Origin of the sequence: Puerhibacterium puerhi (genome assembly GCF_009846865.1) — a bacterium.
Taxonomy (GTDB): domain Bacteria; phylum Actinomycetota; class Actinomycetes; order Actinomycetales; family Cellulomonadaceae; genus Puerhibacterium; species Puerhibacterium puerhi.
In genome coordinates this window covers 1-19,390 of sequence record NZ_WUWN01000051.1, presented here as the reverse complement: position 1 = coordinate 19,390, position 19,390 = coordinate 1, and the positions used below count along the sequence as shown (strand labels likewise).

Here is a 19,390-nt window from a genome sequence, read left to right as displayed (position 1 = left end):
CGCGCCGCCGCCCGCCGTGCCGCCGCCCGCCGTGCCGCGCGGCCCGGGCGCCGCGGCGCCCTCCGCCGTCGTGCCCTCGCCCGTCGCCACCGTCGCGCCCACGGCGGCATTCTCCGCCGTGGCGTCGGACGGCGTCGCGGCGTCCGCGTCGTCGTCCTCGCGACCCGGCGTCCTGAGCTTGAACCGGGTGATGACGAACCGGAACAGGAAGTAGTACACGACGGCGTAGCCGAGCCCGATCAGGATGAGCAGCAGCGGCTTCTCGGCGATGCGGAAGTTGAGCAGGTAGTCGATGGCGCCGGCGGAGAAGCCGAACCCGTCACGGATGCCGAGGGCGTTGACCAGCGCCATCGACGTGCCGGTGAGGATCGCGTGGATGACGTACAGCGGGTAGGCCACGAAGACGAAGGCGAACTCGAGCGGCTCGGTGACGCCGGTGACGAAGGAGACGAGCGCCGCCGAGCCCATGATCGAGGCGATGAGCTTGCGGTTCTTCGGCTTGGACGTGTGGATGATCGCCAGCGCCGCGGCCGGCAGCGCGAACATCATGATCGGGAAGAACCCGGTCATGAACGTGCCGGCGGTCGGGTCGCCGTGCAGGAAGCGCGCGATGTCGCCGTGCCACACCTCGCCGTCGGCGTCGGTGTAGGAGCCGAACTGGAACCACGGCAGCGAGTTGAGCAGGTGGTGCAGGCCGATCGGCACGAGCAGCCGGTTGGCGGTGCCGTAGACGAACGCCCCGAGCACGGTGGAGCCGGTGACCCAGGCTCCGATGGTGTCGTTGAGCAGCCAGTCGAACGCGGGGTAGACCAGCGCGCCGATCACCGCGATCACCAGGGCGGCGCCGGCGGTGACGATCGGCACGAACCGGCGACCGCCGAAGAAGGCCAGCCACGCCGGCAGCTTGATCCGGTAGTACCGCTGGAACAGCAGCGCGGCGACGAGGCCGATGACGATGCCGCCGAGCACGCCGTAGTTGATGAGCTCCTGCTGCGGCGCGTCGACGCCCATGCCGATCGCCTGTGTCAGCAGCGCGGTGAAGTCGCCGTTCTGCGCCGCCGCGAGGGCGGCGGGGTCGGCACCGGAGAGCACGTCCTCGGCGGCCACGGCGTCCGGCTCGCCCAGCACGTAGGGCGACAGCGCGTCGCTGACGCCCTTGAACACCAGGTAGCCGATGAGGGCGGCCAGGGCCGTCGAGCCGTCGGACTTCTTGGCGTACCCGACGGCGACGCCGAGGGCGAAGATCAGCGGCAGGTTGCCGAACAGCGCGTTGCCGGCGGCGGCGAACACGTCGGCCACCGGCTGGACCCAGGGGAAGGTGCCGGCGACGCCGTCGGCGCCGAGCATGTCGGGCTGGCCGAGGCGCAGCAGGAGCGCCGCGGCGGGCAGGGACGCGATCGGGAGCATCAGGGAGCGCCCGATGCGCTGGAGCTGGGCGAGCCCGGGGAATCCCCGCTTGCTCGTGGTCGGTGCGGCGACCGTGGTCATGGTGGCTCCTCGTGGTGGAGGCGCCGGATCGTCCGACGCCGGGAGACGTGGCCGTACGAGAGCTGGACGAGCCGCGCGCCGTCGCGCAGTTGTCCAGACCACTTGCGGCCAGAATGGTCTAGACCGCATGATGTGTCAACCGCCACACCGGGGCGCCGCCGTGAGGCTGCGACGCTCCTGGCCGCACGCCGTCGACCGCCGCGAGGAAGGGGTGAGAATTCGGCCATGACCATTCCCGCAGCCCCGGCGGCCGACGCGCCGCCGGCCACCCCGCACCGGGCCGGTCACAAGTACCAGGCCGTGCGCGCCTATCTCGCCGACCTCATCGAGAACGAGCTGGCCGAGGGCGACGCGCTGCCCTCGGAGCGGGCGCTGACCGACCGGTTCGGCGTCTCGCGCATGACGGTGCGCCAGGCGCTCGACTCCCTGGCCGCGGACGGCGTGCTGGTGCGCGAGCAGGGGCGCGGCACGTTCGTCGCCCCGGCGCGGGTCGACTTCGAGATGCGCCTGACGACGTTCGGCGAGGACGTGCGCCGCCGCGGCATGGCGCCGGGCACGCGCGTGCTCGACGCCGCCACGGTGCCCGCGCCGACGCGGGTGGCCGAGCAGCTCGCGCTCGAGCCCGGCGAGCCCGTGCACGAGGTGCGGCGCCTGCGCAGCGCCGACGGGGTCCCGATGAGCCTCGAGCACGCGTGGCTGCCGGCGCGGCTGCTGCCCGCGATGCTCGACGACGGCGTGCCGGAGTCGCTCTACGGCGCGCTGCGGGCGGCCGGGTACGCGCCCACCTGGGGCGAGGACACGATCTCCGCGTCGGTCGCCACGCCGGACGAGGCGACGCTGCTCCAGATGCAGGGTTCGCTGGCCCTGCTGCGCACCCGGCGACGCACCTACGCCGAGGACACCGCCGTGATGTACTCCCAGGCCTCCTACCGCGGCGACCGCTACTCCGTCGTCGTGCCGCTGCGCGAGGCCAAGCCCACCATCGTGCCGCGCGCCGCGCGCGACGCCGACGGAAGGACCGACCGATGACCGTGCCCGACGCCGCGCGCGCCGCCGCGATCCTCGACGGTCTTGGCGGCGTGGACAACGTCGACGAGATCGACCCGTGCACCACCCGACTGCGCACCCTCGTCAAGGACCCCGCGCGCGTCGACGCCGCCGCGCTGCGCCACGCCGGCGCCTACGGCGTGATGGTCTCCGGCCGGGTGGTCCAGGTGGTCGTCGGTCCCCACGCCGACACCATCGCGTCCGACCTCGCCGAGCTGCTCTGACCCGGCCGGCACCGCCCTCGCACCACCCAAGGAGCACCCCATGAGCAAGGCAGAGCAGATCCTGGCCGGCCTCGGCGGCGACGACAACATCGTCGACCTCGAGCCCTGCATCACCCGGCTGCGGGTCGAGGTCGAGGACCCCGCGCGCGTCGACGAGAAGGCGCTCACGGCCGCCGGCGCGATCGCCGTCGTGCGGGCCGGCACCGCCGTGCAGGTCATCGTCGGCCCGGAGGCCGACACCCTGGCGTCCGACATCGAGGACCTGCGGTGACCGTCGAGGCCCGCTCCCCCGTCGCCGGCACCGTCGTGGCGCTGGCCGACGTGCCCGACCCGGTGTTCTCCGCCGGGTACGTGGGCCCCGGCCTCGCCGTGGCGCCCGACGCCGGCGCCGGGCGCCACGTGGTCGCGCCCGTCACGGGCACGGTGGTCAAGCTGCACCCGCACGCGTTCGTCGTCGCCCAGGCCGACGGGCGCGGCGTGCTGGTGCACCTCGGCATCGACACCGTGCAGCTCGACGGCGAGGGCTTCACGCTGCACGTCGCCGAGGGCGACGCCGTCACCGCCGGGCAGCACCTGGTGACCTGGGACCCCGCCGCCGTGACCGCCGGCGGGCGCTCCGCCGTCGTGCCGGTGGTGCTGCTCGACGCCGCCGCGGACGCGCTGCGCGACCTGCCCGAGCCCGGTGCCGCGGTGGGCGCGGGGGACGTGCTGTTCCGGGCGGAGTAGCCGCGCCTCCGCCGAGACCTGACTTGTGGTCGCCTCCGACGGTGCGGAGGCGACCACAAGTCCGGTCTCGGCGAGAATGAGCGGCGTGACCCAGCAGACCAGCGCCCCGATCCGTGCCGTGGTGTTCGACGTCGGCGAGACCCTGATCGACGAGACACGGATCTGGACCCGCTGGGCCGAGCGCCTCGGCGTGCCGGCGCTGACGTTCCTGGGGGTGCTCGGCGGGTGCGCGGCGCTCGACCGCTCGTACCGGGAGGCGTTCGAGCTGGTCCGTCCCGGGCTCGACGTCGACGCGGAGGAGGCCGCCTGGGCGGCGGAGGACCCCGACGGGCTGCGCACCGGGTTCGACGCCGACGACCTGTACCCCGACGTCCGGGCCGCCCTCGGCGCGCTGCGCGACGCCGGGCTGCGCGTCGTGGTCGCGGGCAACCAGCCGCCGGCGGCGCTGGCCGCGCTGAAGGCGATGGACCTGCCCGTCGACGCGATCCGCAACTCCGCGGAGATCGGCGCGGAGAAGCCGTCGGCGGCGTTCTTCGCGGCGGCGGCCGGGCTCGCCGGCGTGCCGGCGGCGCAGGTCGCCTACGTCGGCGACCGCCTCGACAACGACGTGCTGCCGGCGGCGGCCGCCGGGATGCGCCCGATCCTGGTGCGCCGCGGGCCGTGGGGCTACCTGCACGCCGAGCGCCCGGAGGCGGCGCGCGCGACGGTCATCGACTCGCTCGCCGAGCTGCCGGGGCTCCTGGCCGCCTGACCGCCGCCGGCCGACCCCCGCGAGATAGAGAGCCCTTCGCGCGAGATAGAGAGGTCACCTCTCTATCTCGCGCGAAGGGCTCTCTATCTCGCGCGGGGGGCTCTCTATCTCGGCGCGGGGGCGGCTCGGGGTCAGCCGCGCAGCGGGAGCGTGAGGGTCGGGCCGTCGGCGTCCTCGGCCGCCACGACCGTCACCGGCACGCCCCAGTCCTGCTGGGCCAGGTGGCAGGCCGGGAAGACGTCGGGCAGCGGCTCGCCGTCGGGCCCGAGCGGCACCACGTCGCACGACGCCGCCTTGGCGGTCACGTGCAGCACGCCCTCGGCGACCTCGGGGTTGATGACCAGCTCGCGGGCCAGGTCCGTGCCGCCGCCGGCGCCCTCCAGCAGCAGCTCCGGCGGGGTCGCGCTGACCTGCAGCGACGTGGCCGGCCCCCAGCGCTCGTCGAGCTTCTGGCCCGGCGCGGGCACGAACGGCACCTCGAGGCGCAGCGCCCCGGACGCCACCGGCGTGGCCGGCCGCTGCGTGCGGCGCGCGCCGCCGTCGAGCACCTCGCCGGCGAGCGACGCCGGCAGCGCCACGCGCGTGAGCCGGTGCGCGGCCGACTCGACCACGAGCAGGTGCACCCCGCCGTCGTCGGTGACCTGCACGAGCACGTCGGACGGCTCGGCCAGGCCGGTGGCCAGCGTGGTGACCTCGCCGGTGACGCGGCCACCGGCGCCGGGCTCGCCGGCCGGCGCGAACCGGCGCAGCGCGCCGTTGTAGGTGTCGGCGACGACGACGGAGCCGTCGGGCAGCGTGGCGACGCCGAGCGGGTGCTGCAGCAGCGCCTGCGCGGCGTCGCCGTCGCGGTGGCCGAAGTCGAACAGGCCCTGCCCGACGGCGGTGCGCAGCACGACGCCGTCACCGGCCGGCTCGACCCGGCGCAGCGCAGAGGTCTCGGAGTCGGCGAGCCAGAGGGCGCCGTCCGGCTGCCCGTCCTCCCCGAGCGCCGCCGCCAGGCCGGACGGCTGGGCGAACCAGGCCTCCGCGCCGGCACCGTCCTCGAGGCCCTCGTTCATCGTGCCGGCCAGCAGCCGCACGCCCTCGCCGTCGAACGCCCACAGGGTGTGGTTGCCGGCCATGGCGACGACGAACGCGCCCAGCTCCGGCGACCACGCCACGTCCCAGGGCGACGACAACCGGACGGCGCGCCCCGCCACCCGCTCGCCGGCCGCGTACGCGCGCGGCTGCTCGCCGGGCACGACGACGTTCTCCTGGCCGCCGACCATGAACTGCTCGCCCGTGCCGGCCACCGTGGTCACGGCGCCGTCGGTCAGCCGCACGCCGCGCAGGGCGTGGTTGACGGTGTCGGCCACGAGGACGTCGTAGCCGAGCTGCTCGCGCAGCTCGGCGGGCACCAGCGCCAGGCCGTTGGGCTCGCTGAACCGGGCCTCCTCCGGGCCGCCGTCGGCCAGCCCGCGCTCGCCGGAGCCGATGCGCCGCACGAGCGTCTCGCCGTCGGCGGCCAGCTCGGCCAGCGAGTGGTGCCCGGCGTCGGCGACCAGCAGGTTGCCGCCGGGCAGCGCGACCGCCTTGGCGGGGAAGCGCAGCGTGCCCGACGTCGGCTCCGGCGCCACGTACGGGCCGTCGCCGCGGTGCAGCGTGCCCTTGGCCTCGTGCTCGACGACGAGCTGCTCGACCAGCGCGGCCACGGCCGACGCGTGCCCCTCCCCCGCCATCTGCGCCACGACGTAGCCCTCGGGGTCGACGACGACGAGCGTCGGCCAGGCGCGGGCGGTGTACGCGCCCCAGGTCACCAGGTCGGGGTCGTCCAGGACCGGGTGGCGCACGTCGTAGCGCTCGACGGCGGCGCGCAGGGCGTCCGGGTCGGCCTCGTGCTCGAACTTCGGCGAGTGCACGCCCACGATCACCAGGACGTCGCGGTGCGCCTCCTCGAGCTCGCGCAGCTCGTCGAGGACGTGCAGGCAGTTGATGCAGCAGAACGTCCAGAAGTCGAGCACCACGATCTTGCCGCGCAGGTCGGCGAGCGTGACCGCCTTGCCGCCGGTGTTCAGCCAGCCGCGGCCGACCAGCTCGGAGGCGCGCACGCGGGGCAGGTCGGCGCCGGTCTTGAAGGTGCTCAGGGAGGTGGTCGGCTGGGTCACGGGGACAGTCAACCCGAAGTTCCGCCACCCCATTCCGGGTGTCCACGGAGTGTTCCGCATGCTGGACATCGCTCCACCGACAGGGCGGAGCTCTCTCAGCGCACCACCCACTGCACGATGGTCCACAGCCCGACGCACGCGAGCCCGGCGGCCACCAGAGCGACCGCCGTCGTCGCGAGGAGGATCCAGTCGACGCGCTCCTCCTTCAGCACCGTCGGTGGCTCCGGCGGGGGCAGCGGCTTCGCGAGCCACAGCGCGGCATGCTCCTGGCTGCAGAAGAACCCGCCCGCGTAGTCGACCCACCCGTCCTCACGGCCGGGGACGTCGACCGGCCGCTGGACCTCAAGACCCACCCACCCGTCGTCCGGTACGGCGATCCCGCACCAGTCGCACCTCGCGGTCTCGTCGTCCTCGCGCGTGTCCACCGGCGGAGGCTACCGGCGCCTCCCAGCACCTGTTGGCCACGGCGCGGCGGCTGGACTGCCACGCGCCGCGCTCACCGACGTGCCTCGCCGGACCCGAGTCGCCAGGATGGGCGGGTGAGCATCCCGTCGATCACCCTCAACAACGGCGTCGCCATCCCGCAGCTCGGCTTCGGCACGTACAAGCTGCCGCCCGCCGCCACCCGCGACCTGGTGCTGCGTGCCTTCGAGGCCGGCTACCGCCACGTGGACACCGCGCAGATGTACCGCAACGAGCGCGAGGTCGGCGAGGCGGTGGCCGCGTCCGGGCTGCCGCGCGACGAGCTGTTCGTCACCACCAAGCTCAACAACGCCTTCCACGCGCACGACGACGCCCTGGCGGCGTTCGACCGGTCGCTCGAGGCGCTCGGCCTGGAGCACGTGGACCTGTTCCTCATCCACTGGCCGCTGCCCGCGCAGGACCGCTACCTCGAGGCCTGGGCGGCGCTCGAGGAGATCTACGCCTCCGGCCGCGCCCGGGCCATCGGCGTCTCCAACTTCCAGCCGCACCACCTGCGCCGCGTGCTCGCCGAGGGCACCGTGGTGCCCGCCGTGAACCAGGTGGAGGTGCACCCCTACCTGGCGCAGGACGAGCTGCGGGCGTTCGACGCCGAGCACGGCATCGTCACCGAGGCATGGTCGCCGCTGGGACGCGGGTCGGTGCTCGCCGACCCGGTGATCGGCGAGGTCGCCCGCCGCCACGACCGCACGCCGGCGCAGGTGGTGCTGCGCTGGCACCTGCAGCGCGGCGACGTCGTGTTCCCCAAGTCGGCGACGCCGGAGCGGATCGTGGAGAACGCCCAGCTGTTCGGCTTCGAGCTGCCGGCCGACGACATGGCGGCGATCTCGGCCCTGGACCGTGGCGAGCGCACCGGTTCGCACCCGGACCAGATGAACGACACCGGCCGCTGAGCCGGGCTCAGACCACCTTCTTGGTGGCCCGGATCCCCACGACGATCCCGACCAGGCACGTGGCCACGGCGGCGACCGCGCACCACGCCACCTTCGGGTCGTCGAGGCGCCCGGCGAACAGCAGCCGCTCGCCGTCCACCATGTAGGTCAGCGGGTTGAACCTCGACGCCGTCTGCATCCATGCCGGCCCGGCCTCGAGCGGGAGCATCATTCCGGACAGGATGAGCAGCGGGAACAGCAGCGACTGCTGCACGCCCCAGAACAGCCACTCGCGGTTCTTCGACGCCAGCGCGAGCGCGTGGCTCAGCGCACCGACCCCCACGCCGAAGACACCGAGCAGCACCAGGCCGAGCAGCGCCGGCAGCGGGTAGAGCGTGAACCCGAACGGCACGCACACGAGCGCGATGATCACGCCCTGCACCAGCAGCGGCGCGAACTCCTTGAGCGCCCGGCCCACGAGGATCGACGAGCGGCCGAGCGGCGTGGCCAGCACCCGCTCGTAGGAGCCGGTCATGACCTCGTACAGCAGGTTGGATCCGGTCATCGAGGTGCCGAAGAGGCAGATCATCACGATGACGCCGGGCACGAACCACTGGAGGGTGTCGCCGGTGCTCGCGCCGCCCGCCCCCGGCGCGCCGAGCCCGCCGCCGAACGCGCCGGTGAGCAGCGGGCCGAACAGCCCGAGGAAGATCAGCGGCTGCAGCAGCGAGAAGATCAGCGTGAACGGGTCGCGCAGGGTCAGCAGGATCTCGCGGGTGAAGACCGCCCAGGTGTCGGCGAGGAGCTTGCCGGGCCCGGAGCGGGTGACGATCCGGGGCGCCTCGCGCTCGACGTCGGCCCCGGCGGCGGTGGTGACGGATGCGGCGGTGGTCACGCTGCTGCCTCCTCGCGCAGGCTGCGGCCGGTGAGGTTGAGGAAGACGTCGTCGAGGCTGGCCTGCTTGCCGCTCGCCGACGTGACCGTGAGGCCCGCCGCCCGCAGCGCCTCCAGGACGCCGGGCAGCCGCTCGGCGCCGTGGGCGGTGCGGACCACGACGCGCAGCTCGCCGTCGCGCCGGGTCACGTCGACCTCGCCGCCGCCCACGACGTCGGGCCGCAGCGCCGCGACGACCCCGTCCTCGTCGGTGGATGCGACGCCGACCGTCAGGACGTCGTCGGCGTGCTCGTGCTTGAGCAGGTCCGGCGGGGCGTCGGCGACGATCTCGCCGTGGTCGATGACCACGACGCGCTCCGCCATGCTGTCGGCCTCGTCGAGGTAGTGCGTGGTGAGCACGATCGTCATGCCGTACCGCTCGCGCATGGCCGCGATGTGCTCCCACAGGTTGGCCCGCGAGTGCGGGTCGAGGCCAGTGGTGGGCTCGTCCAGGAAGAGCAGCGGCGGGTGGTTCATGAGCCCGAGCGCGACGTCGAGCCGCCGCCGCTGACCGCCCGACAGCGACTGCACGCTGCGCTTCTCCAGCCCCCCGAGCTCGAGCGCCTCGATGAGCGTCGCGGCGCGCGACCGGTAGACGTCCGGCGCCAGCCCGTAGAACCGGCCCTGGTTGTGCAGCTCGTCGCGCACCTTGTAGGAGAAGCCGCCGCCGTTGCCCTGGCCGATGAAGCCGATGCGGGCGCGCACCTGCTCCGGGTGCGTGACGACGTCGTACCCGGCCACCTCGGCGGTGCCGGCGGTGGGGGCGAGCAGGGAGGTGAGCATGCGCAGCGTGGTGGACTTGCCCGCGCCGTTCGGGCCGAGGAAGGCGACGAGCTCGCCCTCGGCCACGTCGACGTCGATGCCCTTGACGGCCTCGACCACCTCCTTGCGGCGGCGGAACGTCCGCACCAGCCCGCGTGCCCTGATCATCTCGGTCGGCATGCGACCACCTCGTCGTGTGGGGGATAGCGTGAGTGACCTGGCTCACATCACGCTAGACCCCGCCACCCACACGGAGTCATCGCCTTTTCTCGCGGCCGCGGACCGCGCGGCGGCCGGCTGCGCGGCCACGGACCGCGCGGCGCCCGGCTACGCCGCGACGAGCTGGGCCGCGTGCACCCGCCGCCGCCGCGCGGTCGCCGCCACGGTGAGCGCCACGCCGAGCAGCAGCCAGGCCACCAGCGCCGCGACGCCCGGCCCCGTGCCGCCCACGTCGGGGACCACCAGCCCGGCGAGCGCGTCCTGCGCGGCGCCGACGGGCAGCACGTCGGCGATGCTCACCAGGACCGACGGCACCGTGGCCACCACCCCCGTCGCGATGGCCAGCACGGCCACGAGGATGCTGATCGCCCGCCCGACGTCGCCCAGCAGGCCCACCAGGCCCTGCTGCACCGCCACGAAGGAGACGGAGACGAGCGCGCCGACGAGGATCGTCCCCACCCACCCCGCGGGCGACAGGTGCTGGACGCCGGCCAGGACGGCGCCCACGACGGCGCCCGAGCCCGCCCCGACCGCCGCGGGCGCGACGAGCGACCGCACGGCGAGGCGCAGCGAGCTGCGCGTGGAGCCCAGCACCCCGGGCCCGACGGGGCGGTACACGAGGGTCAGCGCGAGCGCGCCGAGCCACAGCGCCACGACGGCGAACAGCGGCCCGGTGGACCCGCTGCCCAGGCTCGTGGGCGCCGGCGACCGGACGGGGTCCGCCACCACCGAGGCGAGCGACGCCCGCTGGTCGTCGGTGTACGACGGCACCTGGTCGACCGCCTGCGTCAGGCCGCTCGCCAGGTCGTCGGCGCCGCCCTGCAGCTGGCCGACGCCGGACGACAGGTCCGCCGCCCCGCTCTCGAGGCCGCCCGCCCCCGTCGCGAGCTGCCCGACGCCGGTGGACAGCGCCGAGGCCCCGCCCTCCAGCCCCGCGGCACCCGTCGCCAGCTGCCCGACGCCGGACTGCAGCCCGGAGGCCCCGGTGGCGAGCTGGCCGACGCCGGTGGAGACCTGCGACGCGCCCGCGGCGAGCGCGTCGGCGCCGTCGGCCAGGCCGGAGGCGCCTCCCGCGACCTGGTCCGCGCCGGCCGCGAGGTCGCCCAGCCCGTCGCTCAGCTGCTGGGCGCCCTGCTGGAGCCGGCCGACGCCCTCGTCCGAGGCGGCGGCCGTCAGACCGTTGGCCAGAGCGTGCAAGGTCTGACGATGGGTCGGGTCGTCGGTGCGCGCTCCGGCCGCGACCTTGAGGCTCTCAGCAGCCCCGCGTAGGCCAGGATTGGCGCTGGTCCCGTCACCGTCGAGAACCACCGGCACCGTTCCCATCGCCTGCAGCAGGTCGAGATAGGGCCGGCAGGGTTCAGACGCGGAGTCGGCTGGGTCGCACCCACGCTCCGCCAGATACTCAGCTAGGTACTGCGACATCACGTCGTTCGCGCCCTGCAGGGTGCCGACAGCCGTGCCGAGCTGAGCGCCGACAGTGGAGACACCCTCGGCGGCCGCGCGTGTCCCCGCTCCCGCTGCGCCGAGCTGCGCCCGCAGGTCCCCCGCCCCGGCGGCGAGCTGGTCGGCAGCGGCCTGCGCCGCACCGAGCCCGCCGGCCACCTGGCCGGCACCGTCGGCCACCTGGCCGGCGCCGTCGGCGAGCTGCGTCGCCCCGTCGGCGAGCCCGGACGCGCCCGCCGCGGCGGCGTCCGCCCCGCTGGCCAGCTGCCCCGCGCCCGCCGCGGCGGCGTCCGCCCCGCTGGCGAGCTGCCCGGCGCCGTCCGCGAGCTGGTCCGCGCCCGTCGCCGACGCCTCGGCGCCGTCGGCGAGCTGCCCGGCGCCGTCCGCGAGCTGGTCAGCGCCGGAGGCCGCGGAGCCGGCGCCCGAGGCGAGCTGCGCCGCGCCGTCGGATGCCTGCCTAAGCTGCTCGTGCAGCGTGGTGAACCCGATCAGCACGTTGTCCACGTAGGTCTCGGTGATCGAGGAGCTCATGACGCCGGTCGCGGTGGTGGCGACGATGCCGGCGAGCGCCTCGTCGACCACCCGGCCGCCGGGGGGCGTCGCGACGTCGATGGTCGCCTGCTCGGCGTCCGCGGGATCACCGCCGATCGAGGTGGCAGCGGCGGAGAAGTTCTCCGGGATCGTGACGACGGCGGCGTAGGTGCCGTCGTCGAGGCCCGCCGCCGCCTCGTCGGCGTCGGTGATCTCCCAGTCGTAGCCCTCGTCCGAGGCCGGCACCGCCCTCGTCGTCGGGTCGGTCGACGGCGCCTGGCCGCTGACCAGGCCGGCGACGAGCTGGCGGCCGAGCGGCACGGTCTGGCCGTCCACCTGCACGGGCTCGTCGAGGTTGACGATGGCGGCGCGCACCGTGTTCAGGCGCTCCTGCGGGTTCCACAGCGCGGCCAGCAGCAGGGCGAGCGCGAGCACCGGCAGCAGCGCGACGGCCACCACGCTCCAGGGGTTGCGGCGGGTCATGCCGGCACCTCGTTCCGTGCGGTCTGCGAGTCGGGGCGGTCGTGCCCGCCGACCGGGGCGGGCTCGGGGTCGGTGGCGGTCACGTCGAGGACACCGGCGCGGACGGGGGCGATCTCCTCCGCCTCGGCCACCGCGACGTCGTCGCCCACCACGCCGAGCAGCACGGACGCGCCGGCGGCGTGCGCCCGCCGCAGGGCGGCGGCGACGTCGGCGCGCCACGCCAGGTCACCCAGGGACTCGGTCCGGTCGACGACGACGACGCGGGCGCCGTCGTCGCGCGCGGCGTCCACCGCGGCCGCCGTGCCGCCGGCCAGCCGGGCGGCGTCGAGCACGGCCACGCGGCCGCGGACGGTGGGCGCCCGCTCGGGCAGCACCAGGCCGGTCACCTTCACGGTGCCGTCGTCGGGCGCCAGGCGCCCGGAGACGGCGAGCAGGAACGCGCTCACCGGCGGGGCGCTGGGGCCGGCCACGACGAGCGCGCCGCCCTCCGGCACGCGCACGCTGACGGGCCCCACCAGCGTGCCCTCGCCGCGGGGGCCGGCGACGCGCAGCCGGTGCGCGGCGACGGCGTCGGTGGCCCCGGGCTCCGGCCAGTCGGCGAGCGCGAGCTCCTTGGCCACGCCCTCACCCTCGACGTCGAAGTGCGGCAGCACGCGGTCGAGCCAGCGCGGCATCCACCACGCGTGGTCGCCGAGCAGCGCCATCACGGCCGGCACCAGCACCATGCGCACCACGAACGCGTCGACCGCCACGCCCACGGCCAGGCCGAGCGCGATCGGCTTGAGGTTCATGTCACCCTCGGGCACGAACGCCACGAAGACGGCGAACATGATGATCGCGGCGGCGGTGACCACCCGGGCGGAGCCCTGGAACCCGGTGAGCACGGCGGCTCGCGCGGACCCGGGCCGGCGCGACGAGTGCACGTAGTCCTCGCGCATGCGCGAGACCAGGAACACCTCGTAGTCCATGGCCAGGCCGAACAGCACGCCCATGAGCACGATCGGCATGAAGGAGATGACCGGCCCCGTGCGCGTCACGTGTAGCGCGTCCGCGAGGAAGCCGTGCTCGAACACGAGCGTCACCACGCCGAACGCCGCCCCGACGCTGAACAGGTAGCCGACCGAGGCCTTGATCGGCACCCACACGGAGCGGAACACCATCGTCAGCAGCAGCAGCGACAGGCCCACGACGACGATGCCGAACGGCAGCAGCGCGGCACCCAGCTTGGCCGAGACGTCGATGCCGACGGCGGTGCTGCCGGTGACGGACAGGTCGACCCCGTACTCGTCGAGGAAGTGACCGTGCAGCGAGCGGATCTCGCGCACGAGGTCCTCCGTGGACTGCGACGTCGGGCCGCCCTCGGGCGTGACCTGGACGATGCCGGTGTCGCCGGACGGGTTGGGGGTGGCCAGCGGCACGTCAGCGACGCCGGGCAGGTCGCGCAGCTCGTCGGCGATCTCGTCCATCAGCCCGACGGGGTCGGTGCTGGTGACGATCGTGCCGGTGACGATGAGCGGGCCGTTGTAGCCGGGGCCGAACTCCTCGGACACCAGGTCGTAGGTGACGCGGGCCGGGCTGTCCTCGGGCAGCACGCCGGCGTCCGGCAGCGCCAGGCGCAGGTCCAGGGCGGGGTAGGCGAGCAGGCCGACCAGCACGACGACGGCGGCGATCGTCAGGGCGGGGACCCGCGTCACGGCGCGGACCCAGCGGCCGAAGAACCCGGCCGGCCGCGCGGGCGCGTGGTCGGCGGGGGCGTGCTGCGACGCCGGTGCGGCGTCGTCGGCCGCCACGACGGCATGCCGACCGGCGGCGCCGTCCGCGCCGTCCGCGACCGGTGCCGGTCCGTCCTCCGCGCGGGCGGGCGCCGCGGCGGCGTCGTCCGGGCGCGCGCGCCGCCCTCGCCGCGGCGAGCGCTGCCTCGGCCGCAGGCGCTCGCCGGCGAAGCCGAGCAGCGCCGGCAGCAGCGTGAGCGACACGAGCACGGCGATGCCGACGCCGACCGCCGCCGCCACGCCCATGACGGTGAGGAACGGGATGCCGGCGACGCCGAGGCCGACCAGCGCGATCATGACGGTCAGGCCGGCGAACACCACGGCGGAGCCGGCCGTGGCGACGGCGCGGGCGACCGACTCGTCGACCCCGACGCCGTCGCGCAGCTGCTCGCGGTGGCGGGAGACGACGAACAGCGCGTAGTCGATCCCGACCGCCAGGCCGAGCATCACGGCGAGCATCGGCGTCGTGGAGTTGATCGGGCCCAGGGCGGTGGCCGCGAACAGCAGGCCCATGGTCACGCCGACGCCGGCGACCGCGTTGACGAGGGGCAGGCCGGCGGCCACGAGGGAGCCGAGGGTCACCACGAGCACGACGAGCGCGACCAGGAGGCCGACCGCCTCGGTGACCGACAGGGCGGGGAAGTCGGACGCGAAGAGCTGGCCGCCGAGCGAGGCCTGCGCACCGGCCGGCAGCGCGGCCTGGAGGTCGGCGGTGGCGTCCTCGAGCCCGGCCCGGGTGGCCTGCGTGACCGAGCCGACGTCGCCGTCGAGCTGGACGGTCAGCAGCGTCGCGTCGCCGTCGTCGTTGACGTCCGCCGGCATCTGGTCGTCGTACGGCGACGTCACCGCGCTGACCTGGTCCAGGTCGCCGATGCGGTCGACGGCGTCCGTGACCGGGCCCTCGATGCCTGCGTCGTCGATGCTGCCGCCGTCGGGCGCGACGACGATGATCTGCGCAGAGGTGCCGCTGACCTGCGGGAACGTCGCCGACAGCTGGTCGAGCGCCTGGCTCGACTCCGTGCCCGGGATCGTGACCTCGTTGTCGAGGCCCTGGTTGATCAGCACGCCGAGGCCGCCGACGACGACGAGCACGCCGACCCAGGAGAGCAGCACGAGCCGGCGGGCGTGCACGGCCCAGCGGCCGAGCGCGTAGAGGACTGAGGACACACCGGCTCCCCGGGATGCGACGACCGTGACGATGCACGACTGTATCCGATACGAGGATGTATCCGATACACCGGCGTATTCGACTAGGATGGCCAGACCTCGCGGCCGCGACGCCCGCGCCGTCGGAGAACCCCGCGCCGTCCCCGTCCCACCAGGAGAACCTGTGCGCACCGAGCTCGCCACCGCCGGGTCCGCGGACGGGCCCGACCCCCGGCCCGCGAGCGGCACCGCCCTCTCGCCGCGCCGTGAGCGCACCCGTGAGCGGCTGTTCGAGGCCGCGTCCGAGGTGTTCACGCGCGACGGGTTCCACGGCGCGTCCATCGAGGCGATCTGCGAGGCCGCCGGATTCACGCGCGGGGCCTTCTACTCGAACTTCGCCAGCAAGGAGGAGCTCTTCCTCGCCCTCACCGAGCGGCAGGCGCGCCAGGACGTCGCCGCGATCGAGGCCACGGTGGCCGGGCTCGACGCCAGCGTGGTCGGCAGCGACGGCGTGGACCGCGACGCGGTGCGCTCGGTGATCGCCGCCGTGACGTGCGCGCAGGGTGCCGAGCGCTCGTGGTTCGCGATCAACGCCGAGTTCGAGCTGCTGGCGCTGCGCGACCCGGAGATCGGCGCCCGCTGGACCCAGCAGGAGCAGGAGCTGCGCGGGGAGCTGGCGACCGCGCTGAGCCGCGTGCTCGACGGGATCGGTGCACGGTTCGTGGTGGAGCCGAAGGTCGCCGTCGACCTGCTGCTGGGCGCGTGGTCCCACGGTGCCCGGACCGCGTTCGTCGCCGGCCGCGCCACGGCGGACCCCGAGGCGCTCGAGGCGCTGGTGGGCCTGCTGGTCGAGGCGCGCTGAGGCGCCTGCCGGGGCCCGGGACCGGCCGGTCTCCGCCCGGTGAGCTCGGCACCTCGTCGTGAGCTCGGCACCTCGTCGTGAGCTCGGCACCTCGAGCTGCCGAGCTCACGACGAAGTGCCGAGCTCGCGAGAGCAGCAGCGCCGACGCCGGCGAGGCGCGCTGAGGCGCCGCCGGGCTAGCGGTCCGAGGGCGCCGGGCCCGGCCGCGCGGCGTCCGGCGCCTCGACGCCGTCGCGCCGGGCCATCTGCGCGAGCATCGCGTTGTACTCGTCCAGCTCGACGTCGCCCTCGCGGTCGGCCTTGCGGTCGCGGCGGCGCGCCTCGCGCTCGTCCGAGCGCGTCCACATGACGGCGACGACGATGGCCAGCGCCACCGTGGGCAGCTCGCCGATGCCCCAGGCCACGGCGCCGCCGCGCTGCTGGTCCTCGATCGCGGGCAGCCCCCAGGGCCGGCCGGTGTTGCCGAACCAGTCGGCGACCAGCAGCGACGTCTGCGACATGAGCGCCACGCCGAAGAACGCGTGGAACGCCATCGTGGCGAACAGCAGCACGAGCCGCTGCGGGTACGGCGGCCGGTTGGGGCCGGGGTCGATGCCCACCAGCGCGTTGGCGAACAGGTAACCGGCGAGCGTGAAGTGCACGACCATCCACACGTGCCCCACGTGCGAGCGCAGGGACCACTCGAACAGCGGTGAGTAGTAGAAGACGATCATGCCGGCCACGAACACCACGGCGGCGACGACCGGCTTGGAGACGAACGCGCCCCACCGTGAGTGCACGAACGCCAGCACCCACTCGCGGGGCCCGCGCGAGCCGTCCTTGCGGGGCGGCACGGCGCGCAGCAGCAGGGTGATCGGCGCGGCGAGCACCAGCAGCAGCGGCACGAGCATGGCCAGCACCATGTGCTGGACCATGTGGGCGCTGAACAGGATCTCGCCGTAGATCGTCGGGGCGCCGTTGGTGTCCCACGCGACGATGGCGACGCCGGCCACCCACGAGACCGTGCGGCCCACGGGCCAGCGGTCGCCGCGGCGGGCGAGGCGGCGCACCCAGCGCAGGTAGACGACGACGGCGGCCACGCACGCGAACGCGAACAGCGGGTCCAGCCGCCACTCGGTGAACCAGCGCGCGCCCACCAGCTCCGGCGGCAGCGCGCTCCCGGTGAGCTGGTAGGCGGGGCTGACGTCGACGGGCACGTCGTCCGGCACCGGCGGCGCGGTGGACGACAGCGCCACCGCCACGCCGGAGACGGCGCCCATCACGGCGAGCTCGACGGCGAGCAGGCGCCAGAACAGGCCGCGCGCGGCGACGCCGTCGGGCGCGGTGAGCCGGCCCACGACGCCGCGGCGGTGCGCCCAGCCGAGCGCGCCCAGGACCACCATGAGCGCGGCCTTGGCCAGCAGCAGCGCGCCGTAGCGGGTGCCGAGGCCGTCGAGGCCGCCGAGCCGGATCCAGCCGTTGAGCACGCCGCTGACGGCCACCGCCGCGAAGCACCAGCCGGCGATCGGCGAGAACCGCTCGACGGCCACCTCCCAGCCCTCGCCGGCGGCGCGGCCGCGGCCGGACGCCGCCGACCGCTCCGCCGTCGTGCCCGGGCGCGCGAGGACCAGCACCGCGATCGCGGCGAGGCCGCCGATCCACAGGGCCGCGCCGACCAGGTGCAGGAACATCGCGCCGGTGGCCAGCGAGTGGTTCGCGGCGCCGGCGGCGTGGCCGGTCGAGGCCTGGAACGCGAGGGCGGCCAGCGGCGGCAGGGTGGTGAGCAGGGCGCCGGTCGCGCCGCGGACCGCCAGGGCCAGCGCGGAGGTCACGGCCGCCAGCAGCACGATCGTCAGCCACGTGCGGCCCAGCTCGATGCTGGTGAGGAACTGCCCCAGCCCCGCGCCGAAGCCCTGGGCATCGAGCGGCGTGCCGGAGACGTTCGAGTACCGCAGCACCAGGCCGAGCACGCCCACCAGCGCCCAGGCCATCGCGGCGGCGCCCGCCGTCGACAGCGCGCGGGCGCGCAGGTGCCCGGCGGGCAGCAGCGTGGCGGCGGCGACCAGGGCACCCAGCGTCACCGCGCCGGCGATCTCGCTGAGCACCGTGGTGACGGGCAGCCCCCAGCGGACCACGGCGCCCGGGTCGGCGAACCCGGACAGCGCCGCGAACGCGCCGCTGAACCCGCCGCCCACGAGCACGGCGAGCAGGGCGACGACGACGGCGACGGGCCCCGCCGCGACGAGCCACGCGGGGCGCGGCGCCACGGTGGTGGCTGCGGTGGAGGGGGCGCGGGTGGTCACCGTTCCAGCCTAGGTGCCTGCCCGCGCCCGGCCGCCGCCGGGGCCGCCGATGTGACGCACCTCCCCGCCACCCCGCCCGCCCACCCGCCCAGACAGTTCCGGGTCCCTGGGGGTCCGAGACGGACGTGCCTGTCTCGGACCCCCAGGGACCCGCAACCGCGGGGGGCGGTGGGGCGGTCGGTCAGGAGGTCAGCTCCAGACCAGGCCGCGGGCCGGGTCCTCGAGCACCCGCGCGACGTCGGCCAGGAACCGGGCACCGAGCTCGCCGTCGACCAGCCGGTGGTCGCCGCTGAGCGCGAGCTGGGTGACCCAGCGCTTCTTGATCTTGCCCTTGTGCACCCAGGGGATCTGGCGGATCGCACCGAAGGCGAGGATCCCCGCCTCCCCCGGGTTGAGGATCGGCGTGCCGGTGTCGGTGCCGAACACGCCCACGTTCGTGATGGTGAACGTGCCGTCGCTCATGGCCGCGGGGGTGGTGCGGCCGGCGCGGGCGGTGGCGGTGAGGTCCCCGATCGCCTGCGCGAGGTGCAGCAGGTCGAGCGTGTGGGCGTCCTTGATGTTGGGCACGACCAGGCCGCGCGGGGTCGCCGCGGCGATACCCAGGTTCACGTAGTGCTTGTAGACGATCTCCTGCGCGGCGTCGTCCCAGCTCGCGTTGATCTCCGGGTGCCGCTTGACCGCCAGCAGCACCGCCTTGGCCGCGATCAGCAGCGGCGTCACGCGCACACCGGCGAAGTCGCGGTCCTCCTTGAGCGCCGCGACGAGCTTCATCGTCTTGGTGACGTCGACGGTCTGGAAGACGGTGAAGTGCGGCGCGGTGAACGCGCTGGCGACCATCGCCTCGGCGGTGCGCTTGCGCACGCTCTTGATGGGCACGCGGGTCTGGCGGCCGTCCGGGGTCACGGAGCCCGACGCCAGCCACGGCTGGTCGTCGTCCGGGTACGTGGCCAGCGCCTGCGGCTTGGCGGCCTCGGAGTGCGCGACGACGTCCTCGCGCGTGACGATCCCGCCCGGCCCGGTGGGGTGCACCGAGGCGAGGTCGACGCCGAGGTCCTTGGCCAGCTTGCGCACCGGCGGCTTGGCCAGCACCCGCGCGCCGTCGCCGGCGGGCAGGGAGATCGTGCCGCCGTCGGGCGCGACGCGGCGCTCGGGCTGCACGGCCGGGGCGGGCGGCGCCGCGGGCGCGGGGGCCTGCGGGGCCGGGGCGGGCGCCGGGGCCACGGGC

The 19,390-nt window shown here is 75.1% G+C and carries 16 protein-coding genes; 7 read left to right on the top strand and 9 right to left on the bottom strand.

Features of this window, described 5'->3' with window-relative positions:
* On the bottom strand, nt 1–1,488 hold a 1,488-nt coding region (locus GSF02_RS16580), incomplete at its 3' end, for a PTS transporter subunit EIIC (protein WP_159798486.1).
* 225 nt (nt 1,489–1,713) lie between these two features.
* Between GSF02_RS16580 and GSF02_RS16575 the strand changes: the two genes are divergently transcribed.
* From GSF02_RS16575 to GSF02_RS16555, 5 genes are all read left to right on the top strand, one after another.
* The gene (locus GSF02_RS16575) at nt 1,714–2,517 is read left to right on the top strand and encodes a GntR family transcriptional regulator (protein WP_159798485.1); all 804 of its coding nucleotides are present in this window, start codon (nt 1,714–1,716) and stop codon (nt 2,515–2,517) included.
* Nucleotides 2,514–2,759 (top strand): glucose PTS transporter subunit EIIB, encoded by a 246-nt coding sequence (locus GSF02_RS16570; RefSeq protein WP_159798484.1) that lies wholly within the window; start codon nt 2,514–2,516, stop codon nt 2,757–2,759. Before GSF02_RS16575 ends, GSF02_RS16570 begins: the two co-directional genes overlap by 4 nt.
* A gap of 40 nt (nt 2,760–2,799) precedes the next feature.
* Entirely contained in the window at nt 2,800–3,030 is a 231-nt protein-coding gene (locus GSF02_RS16565) for a PTS transporter subunit EIIB (RefSeq protein WP_159798483.1), read from the top strand.
* Nucleotides 3,027–3,485, top strand: coding sequence for a PTS sugar transporter subunit IIA (locus GSF02_RS16560; RefSeq protein WP_159798482.1), 459 nt, complete (start codon nt 3,027–3,029; stop codon nt 3,483–3,485). Before GSF02_RS16565 ends, GSF02_RS16560 begins: the two co-directional genes overlap by 4 nt.
* 85 nt (nt 3,486–3,570) lie before the next feature.
* Complete coding sequence (locus GSF02_RS16555; RefSeq protein WP_235915645.1) at nt 3,571–4,236, top strand: HAD family hydrolase; 666 nt, start codon at nt 3,571–3,573, stop codon at nt 4,234–4,236.
* A gap of 131 nt (nt 4,237–4,367) precedes the next feature.
* On the opposite strand, the gene GSF02_RS16550 is transcribed toward GSF02_RS16555, so the two are convergent.
* Complete coding sequence (locus tag GSF02_RS16550; protein WP_235915644.1) at nt 4,368–6,380, bottom strand: NHL domain-containing thioredoxin family protein; 2,013 nt, start codon at nt 6,378–6,380, stop codon at nt 4,368–4,370.
* Nucleotides 6,381–6,475: 95 nt separating this feature from the next.
* The gene (locus GSF02_RS16545) at nt 6,476–6,805 is read right to left on the bottom strand and encodes a hypothetical protein (RefSeq protein WP_159798479.1); all 330 of its coding nucleotides are present in this window, start codon (nt 6,803–6,805) and stop codon (nt 6,476–6,478) included.
* A gap of 114 nt (nt 6,806–6,919) precedes the next feature.
* Here GSF02_RS16545 and GSF02_RS16540 point away from each other — a divergent pair, with 114 nt between their 5' ends.
* Nucleotides 6,920–7,753: an aldo/keto reductase gene (locus tag GSF02_RS16540; protein WP_159798478.1), complete on the top strand. Its 834-nt coding sequence runs from the start codon at nt 6,920–6,922 to the stop codon at nt 7,751–7,753.
* A 7-nt stretch (nt 7,754–7,760) separates the two neighbouring features.
* Here the strand turns inward: GSF02_RS16540 and GSF02_RS16535 are convergent, their stop codons facing one another.
* From GSF02_RS16535 to GSF02_RS16520, 4 genes are all read right to left on the bottom strand, one after another.
* On the bottom strand, nt 7,761–8,564 hold the full coding sequence (locus GSF02_RS16535; protein ID WP_408003910.1) for an ABC transporter permease: 804 nt from the start codon (nt 8,562–8,564) through the stop codon (nt 7,761–7,763).
* 59 nt (nt 8,565–8,623) lie between these two features.
* The gene (locus GSF02_RS16530) at nt 8,624–9,607 is read right to left on the bottom strand and encodes an ATP-binding cassette domain-containing protein (RefSeq protein ID WP_235915643.1); all 984 of its coding nucleotides are present in this window, start codon (nt 9,605–9,607) and stop codon (nt 8,624–8,626) included.
* A gap of 147 nt (nt 9,608–9,754) precedes the next feature.
* On the bottom strand, nt 9,755–12,103 hold the full coding sequence (locus tag GSF02_RS16525; protein WP_159798476.1) for a YhgE/Pip family protein: 2,349 nt from the start codon (nt 12,101–12,103) through the stop codon (nt 9,755–9,757).
* Nucleotides 12,100–15,042, bottom strand: a complete 2,943-nt coding sequence (locus GSF02_RS16520) for an MMPL family transporter (protein WP_159798475.1) — start codon at nt 15,040–15,042, stop codon at nt 12,100–12,102. Before GSF02_RS16520 ends, GSF02_RS16525 begins: the two co-directional genes overlap by 4 nt.
* A 163-nt stretch (nt 15,043–15,205) precedes the next feature.
* Here GSF02_RS16520 and GSF02_RS16515 point away from each other — a divergent pair, with 163 nt between their 5' ends.
* The gene (locus GSF02_RS16515) at nt 15,206–15,883 is read left to right on the top strand and encodes a TetR/AcrR family transcriptional regulator (protein WP_235915642.1); all 678 of its coding nucleotides are present in this window, start codon (nt 15,206–15,208) and stop codon (nt 15,881–15,883) included.
* A gap of 176 nt (nt 15,884–16,059) precedes the next feature.
* On the opposite strand, the gene GSF02_RS16510 is transcribed toward GSF02_RS16515, so the two are convergent.
* Together GSF02_RS16510 and GSF02_RS16505 are read right to left on the bottom strand one after the other, a co-directional pair.
* The gene (locus GSF02_RS16510) at nt 16,060–18,165 is read right to left on the bottom strand and encodes a cytochrome c oxidase assembly protein (protein ID WP_159798473.1); all 2,106 of its coding nucleotides are present in this window, start codon (nt 18,163–18,165) and stop codon (nt 16,060–16,062) included.
* A 189-nt stretch (nt 18,166–18,354) separates the two neighbouring features.
* The coding region (locus GSF02_RS16505; RefSeq protein ID WP_159798472.1) for a dihydrolipoamide acetyltransferase family protein at nt 18,355–19,390 on the bottom strand (1,036 nt) is incomplete at its 5' end.